This is a genomic window from Dryocola mayonis, from assembly GCF_051307045.1.
In the GTDB taxonomy this organism is placed as follows: Bacteria; Pseudomonadota; Gammaproteobacteria; order Enterobacterales; family Enterobacteriaceae; genus Dryocola.
The window spans coordinates 2,447,967-2,472,033 of the sequence record NZ_CP150452.1; the positions used below are offsets into that span (position 1 = coordinate 2,447,967).

The following is a 24,067-nucleotide window of genomic DNA, read 5'->3' on the forward strand; positions in this document are numbered from 1 at the left end:
AGCCGATAACTCAGTTATCGGCTTTTTATATTTCCATGTCAGGAGAAAAGATTAAGTGCTCAGCAATGGCTGCGCCGTTTTCTCCACCAGCGCCAGCAGAACTTTAATATCTTCCAGGCTGACCGTAGGGTTTAGCAACGTCAGCTTCAGACAGGTAACGCCGTTAAACTCGGTTACCCCAACGTTTGCACGTCCGGACTCCAGCAAGGCATCGCCAATCTTTTGGTTTAATAACGCCACCGCCGCATCGCCGGTGGTAGCCAGCTGCTGCGGACGATAGCGGAACAGCACGCTTGCCAGCTGCGGCTGCATCACAAGCTCAAGCGAGTCCTGTTCAGCCACGTATTGCGCAACCTGCTGCGCCAGGGTGACGCCATGGTCGATAATGGCGGCATACTGCTTCTGACCTAAGGCTTCCAGACCCATCCACAGCTTTAACGCATCAAAGCGGCGCGTGGTCTGCAAAGATTTAGACACCAGGTTCGGCACGCCCTGAGCCTCATCGAACTCGGAGTTCAGGTAGGGCCGCCTGATAGCGCATCAGCTCATAATGGCGGGCTTCTTTTAACAGGAACGCGCCGCAGCTGATGGTCTGGAAGAATTGCTTATGGAAATCCAGCGTGATGGAGTCCACCAGTTCAAGACCGTCGAGATAGTCGCGGTACTTCTCAGAAAGCAGCAACGCTCCGCCCCATGCCGCATCAACGTGCACCCAGATATTGTGCTCTGCCGCAAGGGTAGCAATGGCGCGCAGAGGATCGATGGCGCCCGCGTCCGTCGTGCCTGCGGTCGCCACAATCGCGAGGATCTGCTCGTCGTTAGCCTGCGCCTGCGCCACTTTCTGTGCTAAATCATCCAGATCCATACGCGCGAAGCGGTCGGTTTTCACCAGCGTAACGGACTGGTAGCCCAGGCCAAGCAAAGCCATGTTCTTTTGCACCGAGAAATGGGCATTTTCAGAACATAAAACTTTAATCTTCTTCAGGTTACCTGTCAGGCCATCCTGCTGGATAGAGTGTCCCTGACGGGCGAAGAAGGCGTCGCGCGCCAGCATCAGCCCCATCAGGTTGCTCTGGGTGCCGCCGCTGGTGAATACGCCCGCGTCCCCTGGCTGATAGCCCACCTGGGCGCGCAGCCATTCGATAAGCTTCATCTCGATGATGGTCGCCGACGGGCTCTGGTCCCAGGAGTCCATGCTCTGGTTGGTGGCGTTAATCAACACCTCAGCGGCCTGGCTTACCACCAGGCTCGGACAGTGCAGATGCGCGACGCACTGCGGATGATGCACCGACAGGCTGTCCTTTAAGAAGTATTCAATCGCGCGTTCAATCGCCGCCTGGTTGCCCAGGCCCTGCGGATTAAAATCCAGCCTGATGCGCTCGCGCAGTTCGGCAACGGTTTTTCCCTGATACATCTCAGGTTGCTGCAACCACTGCACTACGGCCTGGCTGCTCTGCGCAATCGCCTGCTGATAGGCCTCGGTGCTCTGCGCTGAGGCCGCAAGAATCGGGTGTAACTCGGACATCGCGGTTATTGCTCCGTTCAGACAGGTTTGACGCCGGCCGCTAACAGGGCCTGCTCAAATTTATCCAGGAAAATGCCCAGCTCATCGTTAGTGATAAGCAGTGAAGGCAGCAGGCGCAGCACGCAGCCGTTACGGCCGCCGCGCTCCAGAATCAGCCCGGACTGGAAGCATTTTTTCTGCAGCAGCGCGGAAAGCTCGGCGTCGGCCGGGTAGCAGCCCATATGATCCTGCGCTTCGTTCGGCTTGACGATCTCAATACCGATCATCAGGCCCAGACCGCGCACATGGCCAATAACCGGGTAGCGCTTTTGCAATTCAGCCAGTTTGCCTTTGAGCCATTCGCCCTGCGCGGCCACTTTGTCCGCGATGTTGTGTTCTTTCAGGTGTTTTAACGTCGTCAGACCGGTGGCCATAGCCAGCTGGTTGCCGCGGAAGGTACCGGTATGGTGGCCAGGCTCCCAGGCGTCGAACTCTTTTTTGATGCCCAGCACGGCCAGCGGTAAACCGCCGCCAACGGCTTTTGACATCACGATGATGTCCGGCTGAATGCCGGCGTGTTCAAAGGCGAAGAATTTACCGGTACGCGCGAAGCCTGCCTGGACTTCATCAATTATCAGCAGGATGCCGTGTTCCTGAGTCACTTTGCGAATGCGCTGCAGCCACTCAACGGGAGCCGGGTTAACGCCGCCTTCGCCCTGAACCGCCTCAAGGATAACCGCCGCAGGTTTGCGCACGCCGCTTTCAACGTCGTTAATCAGGTTTTCGAAGTAATAGGTCAAAGCCTTAACGCCGGCCTCGCCGCCAATGCCCAGCGGGCAGCGGTACAGGTGCGGATAAGGCATAAACTGTACTTCCGGCATCATGCCGTCGACCGCTTCTTTCGGCGACAGGTTGCCGGTAACCGACAGCGCGCCGTGGGTCATGCCGTGATAGCCGCCGGAGAAGCTGATCACGCCTGAACGGCCGGTGTATTTTTTTGCCAGTTTCAACGCCGCTTCAACCGCATCGGCGCCGGACGGCCCGGTGAACTGCAGGCAGTAGTCTTTGCCCTGCTCAGGCAATAAAGAAAGCAGATATTCGGAGAAGCGATCTTTCAACGGCGTTGTCAGATCCAGTGTATGTAACGGCAAGCCGCTGGTAATGACATTTTGGATGCTTTGCAGCATGTCAGGATGATTATGCCCGAGAGCCAGGGTTCCCGCTCCCGCCAGGCAGTCAAGATACTGATTATTCTCGACGTCTGTTATCCATACGCCTTCGGCTTTGGCGATTGCCAGCGGCAATTTGCGCGGATAGCTTCTGACATTTGATTCAAATTCAGCCTGTCTGGCTAAATAAGTCTCGTTGTTGCCTTCTAATGAATTCGCACCAAAAGTATCAATACGGACTTTATCCGTCATCATATCACTCCTACAACCGGGGTTATGGACCGCGCCACGGTTGAATAATTGAAAGGAAAATAGGTAGCCTGTGAAAAACGCGGCCAATATAGGTTTTTTTAGCGCGCTACTCAATAATTTATTTCAACGGGAAGCGTTTATATTTTGTCATAATTATCAATATATTAAAACGATTTAAGTTTTTTGTTCTGCCATATCGCTATTTGGTAGATATTTGCACTGCACAGGCGGCGCTTCGTTAACGGCGGTGCATCCTCTCTGCCCGCTTCCCGTCGCCGAACGGCTTAATTCCGCTATCAGGCATATTGGATACATGTTCATTAATTGGGATACAGGCCTCCCTGCCGGCGTCTTTTTTATCTGGCCGGCTGACGCACTTTATTCTTGTGCAGAATGTTCATTCAAAAATTCTTTATCGAATCGGGCATGGGCGACCCGTTAAAATAGCGGCTTCGCTGCGGCCCGAAACAATACCGGCCGCCAGTAAAGAGATATCTCTGATTTAAGATTAACCTCAGTTAAATCCTTTCAGCCTGCTTTCTTTTCGCGGCGGCGAACGTTGCCCCGCCTGGACCAATCCTAATTTAATACAATAAATTCAATAAGTTAAATTAAGCCCATTGATTGAAAGACTTTTTCTTAAGCTGGCTTTACGGGGTCATCATCTGCAGGCCACATCGGCAAGCGCCCCTCTTCTTTTATGTCTGCTTCGTTTAATGTTGTCCGCAGCTTATCTCACCATTGAATTGTTATTCAGGCTATGTAAAATCACGGCTACTATGCTTAACCCATGCGTATAATTTTGCTATTCCGACCGGGACGTTTCCTGCTCATAAGGTAAAATGTCGATGGGCATTTCCTGCTCCATGGACTATTTTTTCTCTGCGGCACTCGCACGCTCCACGTCAGTCGGGTCTAAACCATTTTTTCAGGGAAAGTCACAATGAAATTGCGAAATCTGTTAGCCCTTCTTGTGGTCACAAGCGTAGTTGGATGTAAAGCACCGCCCCCGAAAATGACGGACGATACCCTGGTAACCAGCGAGGTTAACGGCGTAACCTTGACCCACCGTTACGCGGTAGCCGCGCCGAGCGAATTTACGCCGATCAACGCCAGCTATCGGGCGCTCTACCCCGGCTCCATCATGAGCAAACCGGACTTTGGCGGCAAGGTCATCAGCCAGCTTGAAAACGGCCAGACCTATACGGTACTCGGCCAGGTGGAGCACGCCTGGCTTGCGGTCGCCGAGCAGGACAAAGAAGAAATGCTGGGCTATGTGCCGATGCGCGCGCTGGTCAAAAGCGAGCTTTATGACCAGACGCTGAAAAAAGACCGGCCGCGTCCGCGCAAGGCCTCGAAGAAAGCCGCCTCCACCTGTGTGGCCGTCGATAACGACAGCAAAGCGTGCCAGAACGCCAACAGCGGAACGTGGATTATTGATTAACCGGCCGGGGCGCAGGCGAAAGTAAATATTTAAAACAAACAGTTACCATGAGAATATAGGGGCGTGTCCGACATCAACTTCTGCTTGATGCGGCGCCCCGCTCATCATTATTCATTTTGGCTTTCAAGGAATTTTATGAAACTCTGGCTCTGTGGTGTGGCATTGCTACTGGCATCTACAACCGTGTTGGCAGGGAACTATCGTCTTGTGCAATCCCCTTCGCTGAAGCTGGATGTCTGGATAGATAACATCAAGAATAACTCTCCGCAAAGCTGGTGCGACACGGAGCTGCCGCTGCGTATTGTCGCCAACGGTGATAAAAATCCTTCCTTACTGAATACCTTTATGCCCCGTCTTGGCACCCTGCTGGAAAACCAGTGCGCAAAAATCGAAAGCGTCAGCTGGCGGATGGAGGATGACCGGGGCGATACGCTGGCCTACGGCACCACGACGAAAAGCAGCGACTGGGCGGTGACCATCGCCCCGGTCGTTGCGGGCACGGTAAACTCCGCTGAACGCGCTGAAGAGATGTCTCCTCCGGCCGACCGCACGCCGTGGCAGGAGTTCACCCTGCAGGACGGCTGCCATCTGCGCACTTTCTGGCAGGGGGACGCGGAGACTTCCGCCCTCTTTATTCCTGACGGCAAATGCGAAAAAGGCGGCTGGCTCAACGGGCGCAGCGAAATCATTCAAAGCGGCAAAAACGGCGAAAAACGCCTCGCCATGACTTTTGTGCACGGTTTCCCGGTCAGCGGTTTAAACAGCAACGCCAACGCGGACAGCCTGCTTATTACCGGCCTGAATAATGAACGTATGGTGGTCAGCACGGAGCACGCTCCTCTAAGCTGGATGATTCTGCCTTATAAACCCGAGCTCAACGGCTGGCAGGCCAGCGGTACTATTGCCGTTGAAGTGCCGCGCGAAATGGCGCTTGACGAGACCCGCCTGCAAACCCGGCTTAACGAGGTGCGTAAAGTCTGGTCCGGCTGGCTTGAGCCCGACGCCAACATAACGCTGTTATTGATTGATTCCCTGCATCCGCAATTGCGCGATCCGGCAGTCGGTGCCTGGCGTGCCCAGAAATAACCCTGAATATTCGTCAATTTTCGAGCACATAAGGCCATGATGACAGATAACGACTACACCCCAAGGATCCCCGACGCTCTGCCGCCCGGTTATCGCTTCGACGAGTTTGAAATTCAGGAAGTCATTGATTCAACCAACGCCGGCATCATCTATCGCGCCTGGGATCACCAGCTTGAACGCCCGGTCGCCATCCGCGAATTTATGCCGCGAGCCCTGACGGTGCGCAGCGATAATATGCGCCTGGTTTTGCGCAGCAAGCAGGACAGCGCCGCGTTTAACGCCGGCCTGAACAGCTTTATCCAGGAGGCGCGCCAGCTCGCCCATTTCAACCATCCGAATCTGCTGCAGGTGCTGCGCTTCTGGACGTTAAACGAAACCGCCTATACCGCCACGCTGTTCTACAGCGGCATTTCCCTTGCGGAACTGCATCAGCAGCAGCCGGAAATTATTGATGAAGCCTGGATAAGGCGCATGCTGCCGATGTTGTGCGGCGCCCTCGCCGCGCTCCATGAGGGCGACTATATCCATCGCGATCTGTCGCTTAAAAGCATTCAGATTCAGGACAACGGCATCCCGCTGCTGCTTAACTTCGCCGCCTCGCGCCGCAACGTAAACGGCCTGAGCGACGAAAGCAAAACGCTGCTGCATCCCGGCTTCGCCCCGCTTGAGCAGTACACCGAGGACCTGGAAAACCAGCTTGGTCCGTGGACGGATATTTATGCTTTAGGCGCGGTGATCTACACGCTTATTACCGGCGCCAGCCCGCAGGCAAGCGTTGCCCGCAGCATCCAGGATACCTGCGCGCTTCTTGCAGAAACCCAGCCAAAAGGCTACTCGCAAAGTTTGCTGCTGGCGGTGGACCGCGCGCTGGCGCTCAAGCCCGAAGACCGTCCGCAGTCCATTGCAGAATTTGCGGCCCTGGCGGAGATCCCGTTAGGGGACATCGGTGAGCTTTCCGGCGCTAAAAAGCCCGGCACAATGCTGGTCGCGGTCGAGGAAGAAGAAACCGGCGCCGGCGTATTGCCGCTGTGGAAACGTTATAAATCCCCGCTGCAGATTGCCGCAGGCGTTCTGGTGGGGATTATCGTCGGCGCAGTCATATTTGGCAGAGCGCCGCAGACGCCTGCCGGTGAGCCGGCACCGGCCAGCGAAACTTTGGCTGCGAAGGGCAAAGCCGATTCTGCGGCCGCGCCGGCCGCCGCGCCCGCCAGCAGCCCGACGGCCCGCGTTTATATTCGCATTGAAGATGGCGAACAGATGGAGGTTAACGGTAAGCCGCAAAAAAATATCCCCATCACTAATGGCTACGGCGTTCTGCAGCTCCCCGCGGGGAAATATACGGTTACGCTGCTTAACCAGGGCCGCTCACGCAGCGTAACGCTATCCGTGGATAAACCCGGCACCTGGCTTTTAAATCCACAAGAGTAAAACTTAAGTGGCGGAGGTAATTTATCTGCTTTCGTCACTTTTGCTACATCCTGCACACAGGCTCGTTCAAATTCGTCTAAGGTTTTCATATGGTTGATCGCGGTAAACTTTTGGCTGCGATCCTGCAAAGGAGAACATTAGATGATAAATCCTGTTTTGCGCCGTCCGCGAGCGCTGCTGCTTGTTGTCCAGATGGCGCTTGGATGCGCCTTCGTTACTTTCACCCTTCCCGCCGCTGCCGATGACACTTCACAAATCCGTACCCAGCCGCAGCCGCCGGACGCCCTGCTCGGGCCGCTATTCACCGATGTGCAGTCCGCGAAGCTTTTCCCGGATCAGAAAACCTTTGCCGATGCGGTGCCGAAAAGCGACCCGCTGACGATCCTGGCTGATTACCGGATGCAGCGCAGCCAGTCCAGCTTTGACCTGAAGCATTTTGTCGAGGTGAACTTCGTCCTGCCGAAAGACGGTGAAAAATACGTTCCCCCCGCGGGGCAATCGCTGCGCGAACATATTGACGGCCTGTGGCCCGTTCTGACGCGCACGACGGACAGCGCCGGCAAATGGGATTCCCTGCTGCCGCTGCCCAAACCTTACGTGGTGCCGGGCGGCCGCTTCCGCGAAGTCTATTACTGGGACAGCTACTTCACCATGATGGGCCTTGCCGAAAGCGGACACTGGGACAAAGTGCAGGACATGACCGATAACTTTGCCAGCGAGATTGACACCTGGGGCCATATTCCCAACGGCAACCGCAGCTATTATCTGAGCCGCTCGCAGCCGCCGTTCTTCTCGTTTATGGTCGAACTGCTCGCCGGCCATAACGGCGACGAGGTTTATACCAGATACCTGCCGCAGCTTAAAAAAGAGTACGCCTACTGGATGGAAGGCAGCGATAGCCTGGCGCAGGGCGAGGCGAACAAGCGCGTGGTGAAGCTTAAGGATGGTTCGGTTCTGAACCGCTACTGGGACGATCGCGACACGCCGCGTACCGAATCCTGGCTTGACGACGTGACCACGGCAAAAAACAACCCGGACCGCCCGGCCACGGAGATTTACCGTGACCTGCGCGCGGGCGCCGCATCGGGCTGGGACTTCAGCTCGCGCTGGATGGACGATCCAAACCAGCTGGGCTCCATTCGCACCACCTCTATCGTGCCGGTGGATTTGAACGCGCTGATGTACCAGCTTGAAAAAACCCTGGCGCATGCCAGCACCGCGGCGAAAGACGACGCGGCGGCGAAAGAGTATCAGCAGCTGGCGGACGCGCGCCAGAAGGCCATTGAAGCGAATATGTGGAACGCCAAAGAAGGCTGGTATGCGGATTACGATTTGAAACGTAACGCCGTAAGAAACCAGTTAACCGCGGCGGCGTTGTTCCCGCTGTATGTAAACCTGGCGTCAAAGGATCGCGCTGACAAGATGGCCGGCGTTACCCGCGCGCAGCTGCTGAAGGCCGGCGGGCTTGCGACCACCAATGTGAAAACGGGCCAGCAGTGGGATGCCCCGAACGGCTGGGCCCCGCTACAGTGGGTAGCCACCGAAGGTTTGCAGAACTACGGCCATAAAGACCTCGCGATGGAGGTCACCTGGCGTTTCCTGACCAACGTTCAGCACACGTATAACCGCGAGAAAAAACTGGTGGAAAAATATGATGTGACGAGCACCGGTACGGGCGGCGGCGGCGGAGAATATCCGTTGCAGGACGGCTTTGGCTGGACCAACGGCGTAACGTTAAAAATGCTCGATATGCTCTGCGGCAGTGAAAAACCGTGCGATTCAACGCCGGACAAGCTTCCTTCCGCAACGCCCGGCCCTGCGACCTCCACAACGCCTGAGCAAGCGCCGCAGCCTTCCGTGGCGCAATGACAATGATTAAGGCGGGTTAGCAACCTTATTCAATCCGGCGGGTAGCGCCATGCTTACCCGCCTTCTTCACCCTTCCCGGTCGCAAAAAACATCCTTTTTATCATGGTTTTTTAATCTTCTCCCCGCCAGATTCCGCACTTGAAACCGCTAACAATAACGATAATAATTCGCATTCCATATGCAGTGGCAGCCCCAGACGCCTGGCGGCCTTGATGGCTTACGGCGTCCTTATGTGATTCCAACTCTACCTTCACGGGAAAATAAGAAAATGAAACTGGCATTCACCGTAAAGCGCTCCGCTTTACTCTGCGCGCTTGCGCTTGCCGCTCCGGCATACGTTATGGCCGAAGACACGGTCGTCGTCACCGCCAAACCGGCGGAAACCGCCACCAGCCAGACCCAGGGTTACACCGCTCCCGTCAGCCGCGGGGCGACCAAAACCGATAAGCCTCTTATTACCACCGCTCAGTCCGTTTCGGTAGTCACTCGCCAACAGATTGAAGATCAGGGCGCCTTGTCCGTCAACAATGCGCTTAACTATACGCCAGGGGCCTTTACCGGCTTCGCTGGCGGCGCAACGCGTTATGACACCGTCGCCCTGCGTGGCTTCCACGGCGGCGACGTGGACAACACCTTCCTGGACGGCCTGCGTCTGATGAGCGACGGCGGCAGCTACAACGTGGTGCAGATCGATCCCTGGTTCCTCGAGCGTATCGACGTTATCAAAGGCCCCTCCTCCGCGCTTTACGGGCAAACGGTTCCCGGCGGCCTGGTAATGGAAACCTCCAAACGCCCACAGTTTGTCGAAGAAGGCCACGTGCGCGCCCAGTACGGTAATAACAATACCAACGGCACGGCATTCGACTACACCAATGCGATAAACGACGACTGGGCCTGGCGTCTTACCGGTATGACGAAAAATACCGACACCCAGTATGAGCACACTCGTGAAGAGCGTTACGCGATTTCGCCTTCCGTCCTCTGGCAGCCGGACGAAAATACATCCCTGCTGCTGCGCGCGTATCTGGAAAAAGATCCGTCCGGCGGCTTCCACGGCTCCGTTCCCGCCGACGGCAGTATTTATTCCAGCACCGGGCGTAAAATCAGCACCGGTTATTCTGACGTAGAGCCCGGTAACGATGAATTCAAACGCCATCAGCAGATTTACAGCTATGAGTTTGCCCACAGCTTTAACGACGTCTGGGCGTTCCGCTCCAACGCGAGCTATACCCACTCGAACGTAGACCTGAAGCAGGCTTACCAGATCGGCTGGGCGGATACGGCGCACGACGAGCTGATGCGCTATTACAGCGGCGAAACCTCCTCCCTTGACGCCTGGGCAATCGATAACCAGCTGGAAGCTGATTTCGCCACCGGCGAGCTGGAGCATAAGGTCGTGCTGGGAGGCGAATTCCATAAATACAGCAACAATCTTTCCGACGACTCCGCTTATACGACAAACCTGAATCCGTGGACCGGCGAGTCCGGCGGCGCGGGCGGTTTTTATTACTACGATCCGCGGGATCCCACCTACTCCACTATCAATCAGGGTCTGCTGACTAAGTCCGGCAAGCGCCAGTATGAGCAAAGCGGCGCCTATCTGCAGGACGATATGCAATGGAATCAGTGGCACATGACGCTGTCCGGCCGCTACGACCATATCGTCACCAAAAGCCATATCGTTGCGCCAGCTATCGCAAGCGACGTTACCGATAACCGCACCGACGACCATTTCAGCGGCCGCGCTTCGCTGCTTTACGCGTTCCAGAACGGTGTTTCTCCTTACGTCAGCTACAGCCAGGCAATCACCCCGCAGGTACTGCCGGGCGCCGACGGCAAGCTGCTGAAGCCCACGACCGCCGAGCAGTACGAAGCGGGCCTGAAGTACCAGCCCGTGGGCACGGCGGATATGTACACCGTTGCGCTATACGATCTGACCCAGAAAGATGTGGGCAACCGCGTTGTGCAGGGCAGCTACTACGAGCCTGCGGGTAAAGTGCACTCGCAGGGTGTCGAGCTGGAGGCCCGCTCGCAGTGGAACGATCGCTTCTCGACTATCGCGGGCTATACCTGGAACAAGGTCCGCTTTAAAGACGCCATCGACGGCAACGACGGAAACACGCCGTACGTAACGCCGGATCAAATGGCGAGCCTGTGGGGCAGGTTCAAAGCCGATTTCGGCATCAGCCTGGGCGCCGGGATACGCTACATCGGCAAACAGTGGGCGGATAACGAAAATACCCTGCGCGTGCCTTCCGTAACGCTGCTCGACGCGATGGTGCGCGCCGATATGGGCGCGTGGACGCCGGCGCTGAAAGGCGCCTACGTGCAGCTGAACGCCACCAATCTGACCGGGCGTGATTACGTCGCGGGCTGCTACGGCACCGGCTATTGCTACTGGGGCGCCGAGCGTTCGGTCATCGCCACCGTGGGCTACGATTTCTAATCGATTTCTAATCGATTTCTTCCACAGCCCTGCTCTTCGAGCCGGTCGGGTAAAACTGACCGGCTTTTTTTATCGCTACCTCAGACCGCGCATAAATAAATTAAGGAGTAAAGAAAGCGGCGAATACCCACTCCTGGAAGCTAACTCTTTGGGGGCAAAGTTTTGGCGAAAAGTAATTCATGGTGAATATATCCGCGCCAATATTTAACAATATTGCCCTTTTTTAACGCAGCAGGCCGGCCTCCTGATTCTTACAGGGGGTATTCAGCCTGACCATTGTTACCCCCTGAGCATCCCGGCTGCGCGTCTCTTTTTTGCTAAGGTGCCCGCCTGAATTATCGGAGAACCGATCTTTTACTCGTCATTCGGGCAGTGAATTAATGAAACAGAATGCTGAAGGTATCCGCGATTACCACGGCGCGGCAGGCGGCTGGGGCGCGGTTAAAGCCGTTGCACAGGCGGTACGTGGGCAAAAAACCCTGCGCCGCGGGGTAATTGCAATTTTCAGGATGAACCAGGTCAAAGGGTTTGATTGTCCAGGCTGCGCCTGGCCTGACCCCGAGCACCGCTCGCCAATGGAACTGTGCGAAAACGGCGTAAAGGCCGTGTCATGGGAAGCCACAACGAAAAAAGTGACGCCAGAATTTCTCGCCGCGCATCCGGTAAGCGAACTGTGGAACTGGAGTGATTTCAGGCTTGAAGACGAAGGGCGTTTAACCCATCCCGTTAAATACGATGCGCAAAGCGATACCTATCAGCCCATCAGCTGGGAACAGGCGCTGCAGGAAATCGGTGAGCGCCTGCGTGATTATAACGATCCCGACAGCGTAGAGTTCTATACCTCCGGGCGCGCCTCCAACGAAGCGGCATTCCTGTATCAGCTGTTCGCCCGCGAGTACGGCACCAATAACTTTCCCGACTGTTCAAACATGTGCCACGGCCCGACCAGCATCGGCCTGCCGCAGTCCATCGGCATCGGTAAAGGTACCGTGGCCTTAGAAGACTTTGAGCACTGCGATCTGGTTATCTGCGTCGGCCATAATCCGGCCACCAACCATCCGCGCATGCTCTCCACGCTGCGGGAAGCCGCCCTGCGCGGCGCAAAGATCGTCACCATCAATCCGCTGCGCGAGCGCGGGCTGGAAAAATTCAGCTTCCCGCAAAGCCCGGTTGACATGCTGACCAACGGCTCGACGCAGCTTAGCAGCGCTTTATATAACGTGCGCGTCGGCGGCGATGTGGCGCTGATAAAAGGCATTATGAAGCTGCTGCTGGAGCATCAGCTGGCGGCGGAAATCCACGGCAAGCCAGACGTTATTGATAAAGCTTTTATCGCCGAGCACACCACGGGCTTCCGGGAGCTGGCAGAAGATTTAGCGAAAACCACCTGGCAGAGCATTATTTCGTCCTCGGGCTTAAGCTTCCAGCAGATCGCCGAGCTGACGCACTGCTACGAAAGCGCCAGGGCCACCATTATCAGCTACGGTCTGGGCATCACCCAGCACGAAAACGGTTCGGAGAACATTCAGCAGCTGGCTAACCTGTTGCTGCTCAAAGGGAATATGGGGCGTAAAGGCGCGGGCATTTGTCCGCTGCGCGGCCACTCCAACGTGCAGGGCGATCGGTCCGTAGGGATTAACGAAGCGCCGAGCGAGGCCTTCCTGCAGGCGCTTGAAAGGCGCTTCGGTTTTCGCGCGCCGCGTAAACACGGGCACTCGGCGGTAGAGAGCGTCAGGGCGATTCGTGACGGCCGTTCTAAAGCCCTTATCTGCCTCGGCGGTAATATGGCCGTGGCGATGCCGGATCCGCTGGTGACCTACCCGGCAATGCGCGGGCTGGATTTAGCGGTGCATATGACCACCAAGCTTAATCGTTCACATCTGCTGACGGCCCGACACAGCTACATCCTGCCGGTGCTGGGGCGTACCGAACGCGATGTGCAGGCAAGCGGCATACAGAGCGTCACCGTCGAAGACTCCATGTCTATGGTGCACGCTTCCTGCGGCTCGCTAAAACCGGCGTCGCCTCACCTGCGCTCGGAGCCGGCCATCGTCGCCGGGCTGGCGATGGCCACGCTCCCGCACAGCAAAGTGAACTGGCAGGCAATGGTGGACGACTACCGTCTTATCCGCGATGCCATTGAGGACGTGGTGCCTGGTTTTACCGATTACAACCAGCGCATCGAACAGCCGGGCGGATTCAGAATGTGGAACGGCGCCTCGCGCAGGATCTGGCTTACCGACAGCGAAAAAGCGAACTTCCTCGTCTGCCAGCTAAAAGCAGGCGCTGAAAGTTGGCTGCCGGAAAACACGCTGATGCTGACCACCATGCGCAGCCACGATCAGTACAACACCACTATTTACGGCATGAACGATCGTTATCGCGGCATTACCGGGCGCCGGGACGTGATGTTTATCAGCGAAATGCAGGCCAAAAGCCTGGGCCTTAGCGCCGGGGATATCGTCAACCTGAAAGCCGTCGGCCGTGAAGGTATAAGGCATGACCGCATGCTTGCAGGGCTGACGGTGGTTATTCATGAAATGGCCGCGGGCGCGGTGGGGGCTTATTACCCGGAAGCCAATATTCTTATCGATTTGGAGCATCACGACAGACAAAGCGCTACGCCTGCGTATAAAAGCGCGCCGGTGATCGTAGAGGCGGTAACCCGCAGGCTGAAGGTGTCATAAAGGACATGACGGAGGGAGTTTAAAATGGCTGCTTTATTTACGCTGCTTACGGTGAGCTTTATTAACCTGCTGCTGGCGCTTGCCGGTCGACATCGTCGCCTGCATTTGTTTATCGCCGGCGGCTGCCTGATGGGGCTTGGGATAATCATCTATCCCGCGACGTGGTAGCCATGCACGGAAGCTAAATAAAAAGCCAGCCCTGAGGCTGGCTTTTTAAGATCAAAAATCGTGCGGAAAGTTAACGGCGAACCATACGGAAAATCGCCAGCACGACGATGGCGCCCACGACCGCCACCAGGAAGCTTGGCAGGTTAAAGCCCGTTACCGTGCCGCCAATATGGAAGAAGGTCGCTAACCATCCGCCCACCAGGGCGCCTACAACGCCCAGAATACAGGTCAGAATAAAACCGCCGCCGTCTCTGCCGGGCATGATGAGTTTGGCAATAACACCCGCAATTAAACCGAATACAATCCAGGCAATGATACCCATTTTTGAAAGTCCTCTTCATTATTGTGTGTAGTAACAAAGCCGGGCCGCTGCACCACGCAGGGTTCCGACTGTCGGTACGCTAAGTATAATCAAGCCATAGGAAAACGTGACTGGCATCACTAGTTTACTGGAAGATCGCTGGAAATATTGCGCTAACTTGCTGAGATTTATCTTAAGTTTCTTTTTCTGCTGCCGATAATCTGCCTTAACATCATCTCAGAACATCACAAGGGCCAGGGCCTTGAGTAACTATAACGAGCAGTTTCTGAAGCAAAGTCCTCTCGCCGTTTTAGGCGTGTTGCGCGACCTCCATAAGCACCAGGTGCCGGTACGCCTTAGCTGGAACACGGGACAATTTATCAGTAAGATTCTGGACGTTTCCCCGGCGCAGATGGTGATGGATTTTGGCAGCCAGAACCAGGAAAACCTGGCGGTGCAGAAAGCCGTCGATATTCAGTTCACGGCGGAAACCCAGGGGGCGAAAGTGGAGTTCACGCTGCCCGGGCTGCAGGCCGTGAATTACCTTAACCTGCCGGCCTTTAGCGCGCCGCTGCCGCAAACGTTGTGGTTCGTGCAGCGTCGGGAGTATTTCCGTATCAACGCCCCGCTCCATCCGTTTTATTTCTGCCACACTACCCTGCCTGACGGCGCTCCTTTCGATTTCAGACTGTGCGACTTATCCCTCGGCGGCATGGGCGCTTTGGTCAACGGGCCATTGCCCGACGGGCTTTGCGCCGGCATGCGCTTTGCGCAGGTGGAAATCGATCTTATGGAGTGGGGGAGATTTTACGTTGATATGCAGCTGGTGATGCTTTCAGAACGCCAGGTGGTGGACAGCAAGAATCAGACCATCGTCACGCCGCGCCTGAGCTTCCGCTTTCTGAACGTCAACCCGGCGGTTGAGCGGGAATTACAGCGGATTATTTTCTCGCTGGAGCGGTCGGCCCGGGAAAAGGCCAACCGCGTTAAATAGGATTTATTTGCCCGCTACATCGCTTCCATGGCCCGCGATACTTTATATAAGTAGCGTGGCGCCTGAGCGGCAGGATGGTTCTTCGCGACGTATTGCCAGAACTCGTCAGGACTCAGGTCGTTGATTTCGCTGATGGCTTTTTTGCGGTCCGCGGAAAACGTCCTGAGCAGCGCTCCCGCCCCATTCGCATAGGACACCAGCAGCGCGTACTGCATGGTTTGCGGGTCCTGAATGCCGGCGAGGATGCCGTGCTCCATAATGCTGAGGTAGGCCGTCCCGATAGAGATATTACGCGCCGGATCCTTCAGCTCGCTGGTGGACGGTTGCCCGCTCCATCCCAGATGGCGATAAACGTCGGCGCCTGCGGTTGAAGCTTTAATCTGCATCAGGCCGACAGCGTTAGATTTACTGACCAGCGCCGGATTGCCGCCGGACTCCACGGCGATGATCGCCGTAATCACCCGCGGGCTCACGCCCCACTCCTGACCCGCCTGTTCGGTTATCGGCATCCAGGTAAGCGCGCGCTGAACCGGTTTCGTCGCATCCCATTCCGGTTGTTTAGCGGTGTGACTGGAACACCCTGCCAGAAACAGAACCAAAACAATCAGCCATCTTATTTTCACGCCATCTATCCTTATTAAATACTTTGCTCGTTATTACGCCGTTTCAACGCCGCCGGGCGAGTGACAACCGCTCCGGATAACGGCATCATAACTAATTACCCCACGGCCAGGAAATGCCATGTCTCTGATTCGTTTGATTGCCCCTTCGGGCTATTGTGTTAACCAGGCGGCGGCGGCGCGCGGCATTAAGCGTCTGCAGGATGCCGGGCATCAGGTTGATAATCAGCAGGCGGTAGGCCGGCGCTTTCAACGCTTTGCCGGCACCGACGAAGAGCGCCTGGCCGATATCCACCAGCTCGCCTCGCTTTCTCCCGAGTGCGATATCGTTCTTGCCGTACGCGGCGGCTACGGGGCCACCCGCCTGCTCGATCAGATTGATTATTCCCGCCTCGGCCATGCGTTACGGAGCCGTACGCCCGTGATCTGCGGCCACAGCGATTTCACCGCCATCCAGCTTGCCCTGCTGGCGCAGTGCGGCGTCATCACCTTCAGCGGGCCGATGCTTGCGGGAAATTTCGGCGCAGAAGAGCTGGACGGCTACACCTGGCAGCATTTCTGGCGGGCGATTACCGAGCCCTGCTTTAGCGTAAGCTGGCAAAACACGGCTCCGGCCTGTTCGGCTGCCGGCACCCTCTGGGGCGGCAATCTCGCGATGCTGGTTTCGCTGACGGGCTCGCCGTGGCTGCCGGCAATCGACGGCGGAATTCTGGTGGTTGAGGATATCAACGAGCATCCTTTCCGCGTTGAACGCATGCTGCTACAGCTGCACAACGCGGGAATTCTGCGGCGTCAAAAAGCGCTGATTCTCGGCAGTTTCAACGGCACGACGCTCAGCGATTATGATGCGGGCTATGATTTTAACGAAATGTGCAAAATGCTGACGGAAAGGCTCGCCATTCCCGTGCTGCCGGGCCTGCCGTTCGGGCATGAGCCGCAAACGGTGACCCTGCCGCTCGGCGCTTTTGGCGAATTAAAGCACAACGGAGACGAAAGCGTGCTGACGATCGGCGGCCATCAGGTTATTAAATGAAAAAAGCCTGCTTTTCGGACGTTTAAGCAGCCACTTCCGTGTTAACATTTTGCAACGATCACAGCGGCTCTCACAAAGGAGAATGATAATTTTGGACGCGGGTGCGATAATTAGTCTGTTTATTTTAGGTTCCGTACTGGTAACTTGTAGCATCTTATTAAGTTCTTTTTCCTCCCGTCTTGGTATCCCCATCCTCGTTATCTTCCTCGCCATCGGCATGCTGGCGGGTATTGACGGCGTAGGCGGCATCCCGTTCGATAATTATCCTTTTGCCTATCTGGTCAGCAACCTTGCGTTAGCGGTGATCCTGCTTGATGGCGGAATGCGCACGCAGGCCAGTTCGTTTCGCGTTGCGCTGGGCCCGGCGCTTTCCCTGGCCACCGTGGGCGTGCTTATCACCTCCGGCCTCACCGGCGTGGCGGCGGCCTGGCTGTTCAACCTCGATTTGATTCAGGGCCTGCTTATTGGCGCCATCGTCGGCTCTACCGATGCGGCCGCGGTGTTTTCCCTGCTGGGCGGCAAAGGGCTTAACGAGCGCGTGGGCGCAACCCTTGAAATCGAATCCGGCAGCAACGACCCGATGGCGGTATTCCTGACCATCACGCTTATTGAGATGATCGAGAAAGGGCAAAGCGGCCTGAGCTGGATGTTCGCCTTCGATATCCTGCAGCAGTTTGGCCTCGGCATCGTGCTTGGTTTAGGCGGCGGCTATCTGTTATTGCAAATGATTAACCGTATTACCCTGCCGCAGGGCCTTTATCCCCTGCTGGCGCTGAGCGGCGGGATCATGGTGTTTGGCATCACCACGGCTCTTAACGGCAGCGGCATTCTGGCCGTTTACCTGTGTGGCTTCCTGCTCGGCAACCGTCCGATCCGCAGCCGCTTCGGCATACTGCAAACCTTTGACGGCCTGGCGTGGCTTGCGCAAATCGGCATGTTCCTGGTGCTCGGCCTGCTGGTAAATCCGACCGATCTGTTAGCCATCGCCATTCCGGCGCTACTGCTTTCCGCGTGGATGATATTCTTCGCGCGCCCCCTGTCCGTGTTTGTCGGCCTGCTGCCGTTCCGCGGCTTTAACGGACGTGAACGCATTTTCATCAGTTGGGTGGGACTGCGCGGCGCGGTGCCGATTATCCTCGCCGTCTTCCCGATGATGGCGGGCCTGGATAACGCAAGGCTGTTCTTCAACGTCGCCTTTTTCGTGGTGCTGGTCTCGCTTCTGCTGCAGGGCTCGTCCCTGAGCTGGGCGGCGAAAAAGGCCAAAGTGGTGGTTCCGCCAGTCGGCTGGCCCGTGTCGCGCGTCGGGCTGGATATTCACCCGGAAAACCCGTGGGAGCAGTTTGTCTACCAGCTAAGCGAAGACAAGTGGTGCGTGGGCGCCGCCCTGCGCGATTTGCATATGCCGGAAGAAACGCGCATCGCCGCCCTGTTCCGCGACAATGCTCTGCTGCACCCTACCGGCAGCACAAGGCTGCGCGAAGGCGATGTCCTGTGCGTAATAGGCCGCGAGCGGGATCTGCCGGCCCTTGGCAAGCTCTTTAGCCAGTCGCCTCCCGTTGCCCTCGACCAGCGCTTCTTTGGCGACTTTATTCTGGAAGCCAACGCGCAGTTCTCGGATGTGGCGACAATCTACGGCCTGGACCTGGATGAAGCCTTCAACACCCAGCAAACCCTGGGCGAGTTCGTGCTGGGCATGCTCGGCGGCGCGCCGGTAGTGGGCGACCAGGTGGAGTTCGCCGGCATGATCTGGACGGTGGCCGAGAAAGAAAATAATCAGGTGCGCAAGATAGGCGTTCGCGTGGCCGACCAGCAAGAAGAGTAAAGCCGCAAGCTCCCTCTTCGCACGGAGAGGGAGAAAGAAGAGTCAGGACTGCACCACGACCGGCACCCGCGGCGCCAGAGCGCACATTAGCTCATAGCCTACCGTTCCCGCGGCGCAAGCGACGTCGTCGATTTTAACTTCATTACCCCACAGCTCTACCGGGCTGCCGATTCCGGCGTGCGGACAAGGCGTTAAATCTACCGCCAGCATATCCATGGAAACCGTGCCGACGGTGCGGGTTAACGCTCCGTCGACGTGTACCGGCGTGCCGTCCGGCGCATGGCGCGGATAACCATCCGCATAGCCTCCCGCCACGATGCCGATACGCTGTTCGCCCGCTGCGCGATAGCGGCTGCCGTAGCCCACGGTATCGCCCGCCTTCAGGTTCTGAATGCCGATAATTTCGCTGCGCAGCGACATTACCGGCCTCAGCCCACTGTTGGCGATATCGCACCACTGCCCGCTCGGCGAGGCGCCGTAAAGAATGATGCCCGGACGCACCCAGTCGTAATGCGCCTCCGGATGCCACAGGGTCGCGGCGGAGTTGGAAAGCGAACGCGCGCAGTCCAGCCCTTCGGCCGCCTGCTCAACGCGCGCTAAAGGTTCAGTAATCCCCTCCGGCCGCTCGGCATCGGCGAAGTGCGCCATCAACGTCAGCTGGCCGACGTTGGCGATGGCGCGCAGCTGCTGCCAGATGGAGTGGACGCGGTCGGCGGTAAAACCGAGGCGGTTCATGCCGCTGTTCATCTTCAGATAAACGTCAAGCGGCGCGTTCAGCCGGGCGTTAGCCAGCGCCTTCACCTGCCAGTTGCTGTGCAGGCTGGTGGTGAGGCGATACTTATCGAACAGGGGTAATTCATCGGCGTTGAAGAAGCCCTCAAGCATCAGGATCGGCCCTTTCCAGCCGCGTTCGCGCAGCAGAATCGCCTCTTCAAGATTGAGCAACGCGAAGCCGTCGGTATTCCCCAGCGCGGACCACACCCTGTCGATACCGTGGCCATAGGCATTGGCTTTTACCACCGACCAGACGCGGGAGCCGGGCGCGGCCTGACGCACCACCTGCAGATTATTGCGCATCGCGCCGAGATCGAGCGTTGCCACAACGGGACGAGACATGACTACTCCTTTTTTAGCGCCGGTCAATTATGGGCGCTGTGTAACCTTTGCGAACCCGCTGGGGAAAAGCCCGGCAGATAACGAGCGACGGACAGATCGTCAAAAGGTATGGCAGGCGTTCTGCCGGACATTAAATCGCTGAGCATCTGGCCGGAGCCGCACGCCATGGTCCAGCCCAGCGTGCCGTGCCCGGTATTGAGCCAAAGATTTTTGAACGGCGTGCGGCCGACGATTGGCGTACCGTCCGGCGTCATCGGCCGCAGCCCGGTCCAGAAGGTGGCCTGTTCAACGTGTCCGCCGCGCGGATAAAGATCGCGAACGACCATCTCCAGCGTTTCGCGACGCGGCTGCAGCAGGTCGGTGTTGTACCCGACGATTTCCGCCATGCCGCCTACCCGAATACGCTTATCAAAGCGGGTAATGGCGATTTTGTACGTTTCATCGAGAATAGTGGAAACCGGCGCGCCCTGCTCGTCGGCGATAGGAATGGTCAGCGAGTAGCCTTTTAGCGGATAGACCGGAATATCGACAATATTTTTTAGCAGCCCGGTGGAGAACGAACCAAACGCCACGACGTAGGCGTCCGCTTTTACCACCTCTTTGCCGCACTGCACGCCATAGATGCTTTGCCCTTCGTAAAGCAGGCGGTCGACCGGCGTATTAAAACGGAAATTCACGCCCGCCTCCTGCGCCATGCGCGCCAGATTCTGGGTAAAAAGCTGGCAGTCGCCCGTCTCATCATTAGGCAAACGCAGGCCGCCGGTCAGCTTATGCGCCACCTCGGCAAGCGCCGGTTCGACCTGGCCTAGCTGGCCGGCCTCCAGCAGCTGATAAGGCACGCCGGCCTCCTGCAGCACGGCGATATCTTTTGCCGCGTTTTCATACTGCTGCGCGGTACGGAACAGCTGCAAAGTGCCGCCCTGGCGGCCTTCGTACTGGATGCCGGTGCTGTGGCGCAGCTCTTTTAAGCAGTCGCGGCTGTATTCGGCAAGGCGCACCATGCGCCCTTTGTTTTCCATATAGTGGCGCGTGTCGCAGTTGCGCAGCATCTGCAGCATCCACTTAAGCTGAAAGCGGGTGCCGTCAAGGCTGATAGCCAGGGGCGCATGACGCTGGAACATCCACTTGATTGCCTTGAGCGGCACGCCGGGCGCCGCCCAGGGCGCGGCGTATCCCGGAGAGATTTGTCCGGCGTTGGCGGCGCTGGTCTCCAGTGCGGGACCCGCTTCGCGTTCGATAACCGTCACTTCGTGCCCTGCCTGGCGCAAATACCAGGCGCTGGCGACGCCGACAACCCCACTTCCCAGCACCACTACATGCATATCCGTTCCACCCTTGAGCTAAAAGAATAATCTTCTGATTACAAATTGATAACCCAGATGAAAATGTTATTCAACATATGGCTTTATTATGGTGAGCATCCTCACAACCTGGCCCATTATGACTGGCATGACATAATCAGGATCTCCTGCGATGGAAGATATTTACCGCGGTATAAAATACTGCGCATCGGGCAAAAAGCGGCGGCTGAAAATCACGAAATCATGCGGAAATTATTTTTCTTCTCGCCGCTAAGTTTGAGGAGTGTTCTATTCTTTGTGTGAGGCTTTCCATCCAGAGAGAGCCGCCAACAATGAGGGCGCGCTGATGGCTACTGTTGATCTTTCCGCCACAAAGGATTCCAAACGTCTGAGTGATGGACCCGACTGGACGTTCGAGCTGCTGGACGTCTACCTCGCTGAGATAGACCGCGTAGCGAAGCTGTATCGCTTAGACACCTATCCACATCAGATAGAGGTCATCACCTCTGAGCAGATGATGGACGCCTACTCCAGCGTCGGTATGCCGATAAACTACCCGCACTGGTCGTTTGGTAAAAAATTCATTGAAACCGAGCGGCTGTACAAGCACGGGCAGCAGGGCCTCGCCTACGAGATTGTGATTAACTCCAATCCCTGTATCGCTTACCTGATGGAAGAAAATACTATCACCATGCAGGCGCTGGTCATCGCGCACGCCTGCTACGGGCATAACTCCTTCTTTAAAAATAACTATCTGTTCCGCAGCTGGACGGATGCCAGTTCGATCGTCGATTACCTGATTTTCGCCCGTAATTACATCAGCGAATGCGAGGAACGCTACGGCGTGGTCGAGGTGGAACGGCTGCTGGACTCCTGCCACGCGCTGATGAACTACGGCGTCGATCGCTATAAACGTCCGCAGAAAATCTCCCTGCAGGAGGAGAAAGCGCGGCAGAAAAGCCGCGAAGAGTATCTGCAAAGCCAGGTAAATACGTTATGGCGCACCCTGCCGCGTCGTGAAGAGGAAAAAACCGTCGCGGAAGCGCGCCGTTATCCTTCCGAGCCGCAGGAAAACCTGCTCTATTTCATGGAAAAAAATGCGCCCCTGCTCGAACCCTGGCAGCGTGAAATCCTGCGTATCGTGCGTAAAGTCAGCCAGTATTTCTATCCGCAGAAGCAAACCCAAGTGATGAACGAAGGCTGGGCGACGTTCTGGCACTACACCATCCTTAACCATCTGTATGATGAAGGCAAAGTGACCGAACGCTTTATGCTGGAATTTCTGCACAGCCATACTAACGTGGTGTTCCAGCCGCCGTATAACAGCCCGTGGTACAACGGCATCAACCCTTACGCGCTGGGCTTTGCGATGTTCCAGGATATCAAACGCATCTGTCAGAATCCTACCGAGGAAGACAAATACTGGTTCCCGGATATCGCCGGCGCCGACTGGCTGGACACGCTGCATTTCGCGATGCGCGATTTTAAAGACGAGAGCTTTATCAGCCAGTTCCTGTCGCCGAAGCTGATGCGTGATTTCCGCTTGTTTACCGTGCTCGACGACGATCACAACAACTACCTGGAAATTTCGGCTATTCACAACGAAGAAGGCTACCGTGAAATTCGCACCCAGCTTTCCGCTCAATACAACCTGAGCAACCTGGAGCCGAATATTCAGGTGTGGAACGTGGATTTACGCGGCGACCGTTCGCTGACGCTGCGCTACATCCCGCACAACCGCGCCCCGCTCGATAAAGGCCGTCGCGAAGTGCTCAAGCACGTGCACCGCCTGTGGGGTTTTGACGTGATGCTGGAACAGCAAAACGAAGACGGAAGCGTTGAGCTGCTCGATCGCTGCCCGCCGCGGATGAACAGCCTCTGAAAACAAAAAGGCTTCCCTCGGGAAGCCTTTTTTAACAGCTGACGGTTAACGGCTGTGCATCGCCAGATCGCCCGGCAGGTTTTTCTGCATGCGGTGCCAGATTTCCCCGCTTTCGCGTCCGTAGGTACGAACGGTATCGAACACCTGCTCATACAGGCCTTCTTTGCAAATGCTGCCCAGACGATGGTAGAAGCCTAACGCCAGGCTGCGCGCTTCGGGGCTTGAGAAGTAGTGACGCCCGATGCGGGTGTACAGCCCTTTCATGCCGTTCAGAATCAAACCGTAAATAGGGTTGCCGGAGGCAAAGGCAAGGCCGCGGAAAATGCTGTAATCAAGCTCGGCAAACGCGTCGGCGTGGTCTTCCACACGATCGGCCGTGGCTAATACTTCCTGCGCTTTTTCCGGATGCTGGCGAATCGCCGTGCGGATAAAGATAGTGGCGATGTTGGTGCGCACGGATAGCAGATTGTCGATAAGCTGCGGCACGCTGTCGTGGTCGAGGCGCGCCAGGGTTTCCAGAATATTTAATCCTGAAGTTTCCCAGAAATTGTTAACTTTGGTGGGCTTGCCGTGCTGAATCGTCAGCCAGCCGTCTCTCGCCAGACGCTGAAGCACTTCGCGCAGCGTGGTGCGGGTCACGCCTATCAGCTCGGACAGTTCGCGTTCGGCAGGCAAAATGGACCCCGGCGGGAAGCGGCTATTCCAGATGCTTTCAATGATGTACTCTTCCGCGAAACCCGCTGGGCTCTGCGCCTTAATGACCATAGTATGATTTCCATTACACAGGTTTAGCAAATATCACTCATCATACCAGATGCACCACGCTCCAGATAGCAGACCAGCCCGCCATTTACGGGATCGGCGTTTAAATTTTCTGAAATAGCGAGGCAGGTAATATTTTCTGTGCCTTGATAGTCATGCAGGGCGCGAGTACCCTGAAGGCAA

At 56.6% G+C, this 24,067-nt stretch carries 16 protein-coding genes and 3 pseudogenes; 11 read left to right on the top strand and 8 right to left on the bottom strand.

Features of this window, described 5'->3' with window-relative positions:
• Positions 1 to 51: 51 nt before the first annotated feature.
• Positions 52 to 1,525: pseudogene (locus tag WLO32_RS11845) on the bottom strand (pyridoxal phosphate-dependent decarboxylase family protein).
• 17 nt (positions 1,526 to 1,542) lie between these two features.
• A complete protein-coding gene (locus WLO32_RS11850) occupies positions 1,543 to 2,925 on the bottom strand; it encodes a diaminobutyrate--2-oxoglutarate transaminase (protein WP_435948292.1) in 1,383 nt (460 codons plus the stop codon).
• A gap of 943 nt (positions 2,926 to 3,868) precedes the next feature.
• Here WLO32_RS11850 and WLO32_RS11855 point away from each other — a divergent pair.
• From WLO32_RS11855 to WLO32_RS11885, 7 genes are all read left to right on the top strand, one after another.
• Positions 3,869 to 4,369, top strand: coding sequence for an SH3 domain-containing protein (locus WLO32_RS11855; protein ID WP_435945339.1), 501 nt, complete (start codon positions 3,869 to 3,871; stop codon positions 4,367 to 4,369).
• A 135-nt stretch (positions 4,370 to 4,504) separates the two neighbouring features.
• Entirely contained in the window at positions 4,505 to 5,455 is a 951-nt protein-coding gene (locus WLO32_RS11860) for a hypothetical protein (RefSeq protein WP_435945340.1), read from the top strand.
• A gap of 39 nt (positions 5,456 to 5,494) precedes the next feature.
• Positions 5,495 to 6,883: a serine/threonine protein kinase gene (locus WLO32_RS11865; RefSeq protein ID WP_435948293.1), complete on the top strand. Its 1,389-nt coding sequence runs from the start codon at positions 5,495 to 5,497 to the stop codon at positions 6,881 to 6,883.
• A gap of 141 nt (positions 6,884 to 7,024) precedes the next feature.
• Positions 7,025 to 8,752, top strand: coding sequence for an alpha,alpha-trehalase TreA (gene treA, locus WLO32_RS11870; RefSeq protein WP_435945341.1), 1,728 nt, complete (start codon positions 7,025 to 7,027; stop codon positions 8,750 to 8,752).
• Positions 8,753 to 9,020: 268 nt separating this feature from the next.
• The gene (locus WLO32_RS11875) at positions 9,021 to 11,198 is read left to right on the top strand and encodes a TonB-dependent siderophore receptor (RefSeq protein WP_435945342.1); all 2,178 of its coding nucleotides are present in this window, start codon (positions 9,021 to 9,023) and stop codon (positions 11,196 to 11,198) included.
• A 380-nt stretch (positions 11,199 to 11,578) separates the two neighbouring features.
• The gene (locus WLO32_RS11880; RefSeq protein ID WP_435945343.1) at positions 11,579 to 13,885 is read left to right on the top strand and encodes an FdhF/YdeP family oxidoreductase; all 2,307 of its coding nucleotides are present in this window, start codon (positions 11,579 to 11,581) and stop codon (positions 13,883 to 13,885) included.
• A gap of 24 nt (positions 13,886 to 13,909) precedes the next feature.
• Positions 13,910 to 14,053: a hypothetical protein gene (locus WLO32_RS11885; protein WP_435945344.1), complete on the top strand. Its 144-nt coding sequence runs from the start codon at positions 13,910 to 13,912 to the stop codon at positions 14,051 to 14,053.
• Positions 14,054 to 14,123: 70 nt separating this feature from the next.
• Here WLO32_RS11885 and WLO32_RS11890 read toward each other — a convergent pair whose 3' ends face one another.
• Positions 14,124 to 14,375, bottom strand: coding sequence for a GlsB/YeaQ/YmgE family stress response membrane protein (locus WLO32_RS11890; RefSeq protein WP_435945345.1), 252 nt, complete (start codon positions 14,373 to 14,375; stop codon positions 14,124 to 14,126).
• A gap of 241 nt (positions 14,376 to 14,616) precedes the next feature.
• On the opposite strand from WLO32_RS11890, the gene ycgR reads away from it, so the two are divergent.
• Complete coding sequence (gene ycgR / locus WLO32_RS11895) at positions 14,617 to 15,348, top strand: flagellar brake protein YcgR (RefSeq protein ID WP_435945346.1); 732 nt, start codon at positions 14,617 to 14,619, stop codon at positions 15,346 to 15,348.
• A gap of 14 nt (positions 15,349 to 15,362) precedes the next feature.
• On the opposite strand, the gene emtA is transcribed toward ycgR, so the two are convergent.
• The gene (gene emtA / locus WLO32_RS11900) at positions 15,363 to 15,971 is read right to left on the bottom strand and encodes a membrane-bound lytic murein transglycosylase EmtA (protein ID WP_435945347.1); all 609 of its coding nucleotides are present in this window, start codon (positions 15,969 to 15,971) and stop codon (positions 15,363 to 15,365) included.
• A gap of 118 nt (positions 15,972 to 16,089) precedes the next feature.
• Between emtA and ldcA the strand changes: the two genes are divergently transcribed.
• Together ldcA and WLO32_RS11910 are read left to right on the top strand one after the other, a co-directional pair.
• Positions 16,090 to 17,001 carry a muramoyltetrapeptide carboxypeptidase gene (gene ldcA, locus WLO32_RS11905; protein ID WP_435945348.1) on the top strand — a complete coding sequence of 304 codons (912 nt, stop codon included), beginning with the start codon at positions 16,090 to 16,092 and terminating at the stop codon, positions 16,999 to 17,001.
• A gap of 82 nt (positions 17,002 to 17,083) precedes the next feature.
• A pseudogene (locus WLO32_RS11910) lies at positions 17,084 to 18,757 on the top strand (potassium/proton antiporter); the annotation flags it as partial.
• Here WLO32_RS11910 and WLO32_RS11915 read toward each other — a convergent pair.
• From WLO32_RS11915 to WLO32_RS11925, 3 genes and pseudogenes are all read right to left on the bottom strand, one after another.
• A pseudogene (locus WLO32_RS11915) lies at positions 18,758 to 18,814 on the bottom strand (hypothetical protein); the annotation flags it as partial.
• Between the two features lie 51 nt (positions 18,815 to 18,865).
• Positions 18,866 to 19,939 carry a catabolic alanine racemase DadX gene (dadX, locus tag WLO32_RS11920; RefSeq protein ID WP_435945349.1) on the bottom strand — a complete coding sequence of 358 codons (1,074 nt, stop codon included), beginning with the start codon at positions 19,937 to 19,939 and terminating at the stop codon, positions 18,866 to 18,868.
• A 23-nt stretch (positions 19,940 to 19,962) separates the two neighbouring features.
• Complete coding sequence (locus WLO32_RS11925; RefSeq protein ID WP_435945350.1) at positions 19,963 to 21,261, bottom strand: D-amino acid dehydrogenase; 1,299 nt, start codon at positions 21,259 to 21,261, stop codon at positions 19,963 to 19,965.
• A gap of 325 nt (positions 21,262 to 21,586) precedes the next feature.
• Between WLO32_RS11925 and WLO32_RS11930 the strand changes: the two genes are divergently transcribed.
• Positions 21,587 to 23,122 carry a SpoVR family protein gene (locus WLO32_RS11930; protein ID WP_121269130.1) on the top strand — a complete coding sequence of 512 codons (1,536 nt, stop codon included), beginning with the start codon at positions 21,587 to 21,589 and terminating at the stop codon, positions 23,120 to 23,122.
• Positions 23,123 to 23,167: 45 nt separating this feature from the next.
• Here WLO32_RS11930 and fadR read toward each other — a convergent pair whose 3' ends face one another.
• A complete protein-coding gene (fadR, locus tag WLO32_RS11935) occupies positions 23,168 to 23,887 on the bottom strand; it encodes a fatty acid metabolism transcriptional regulator FadR (RefSeq protein WP_121268943.1) in 720 nt (239 codons plus the stop codon).
• Between the last annotated feature and the right edge of the window lie 180 nt (positions 23,888 to 24,067).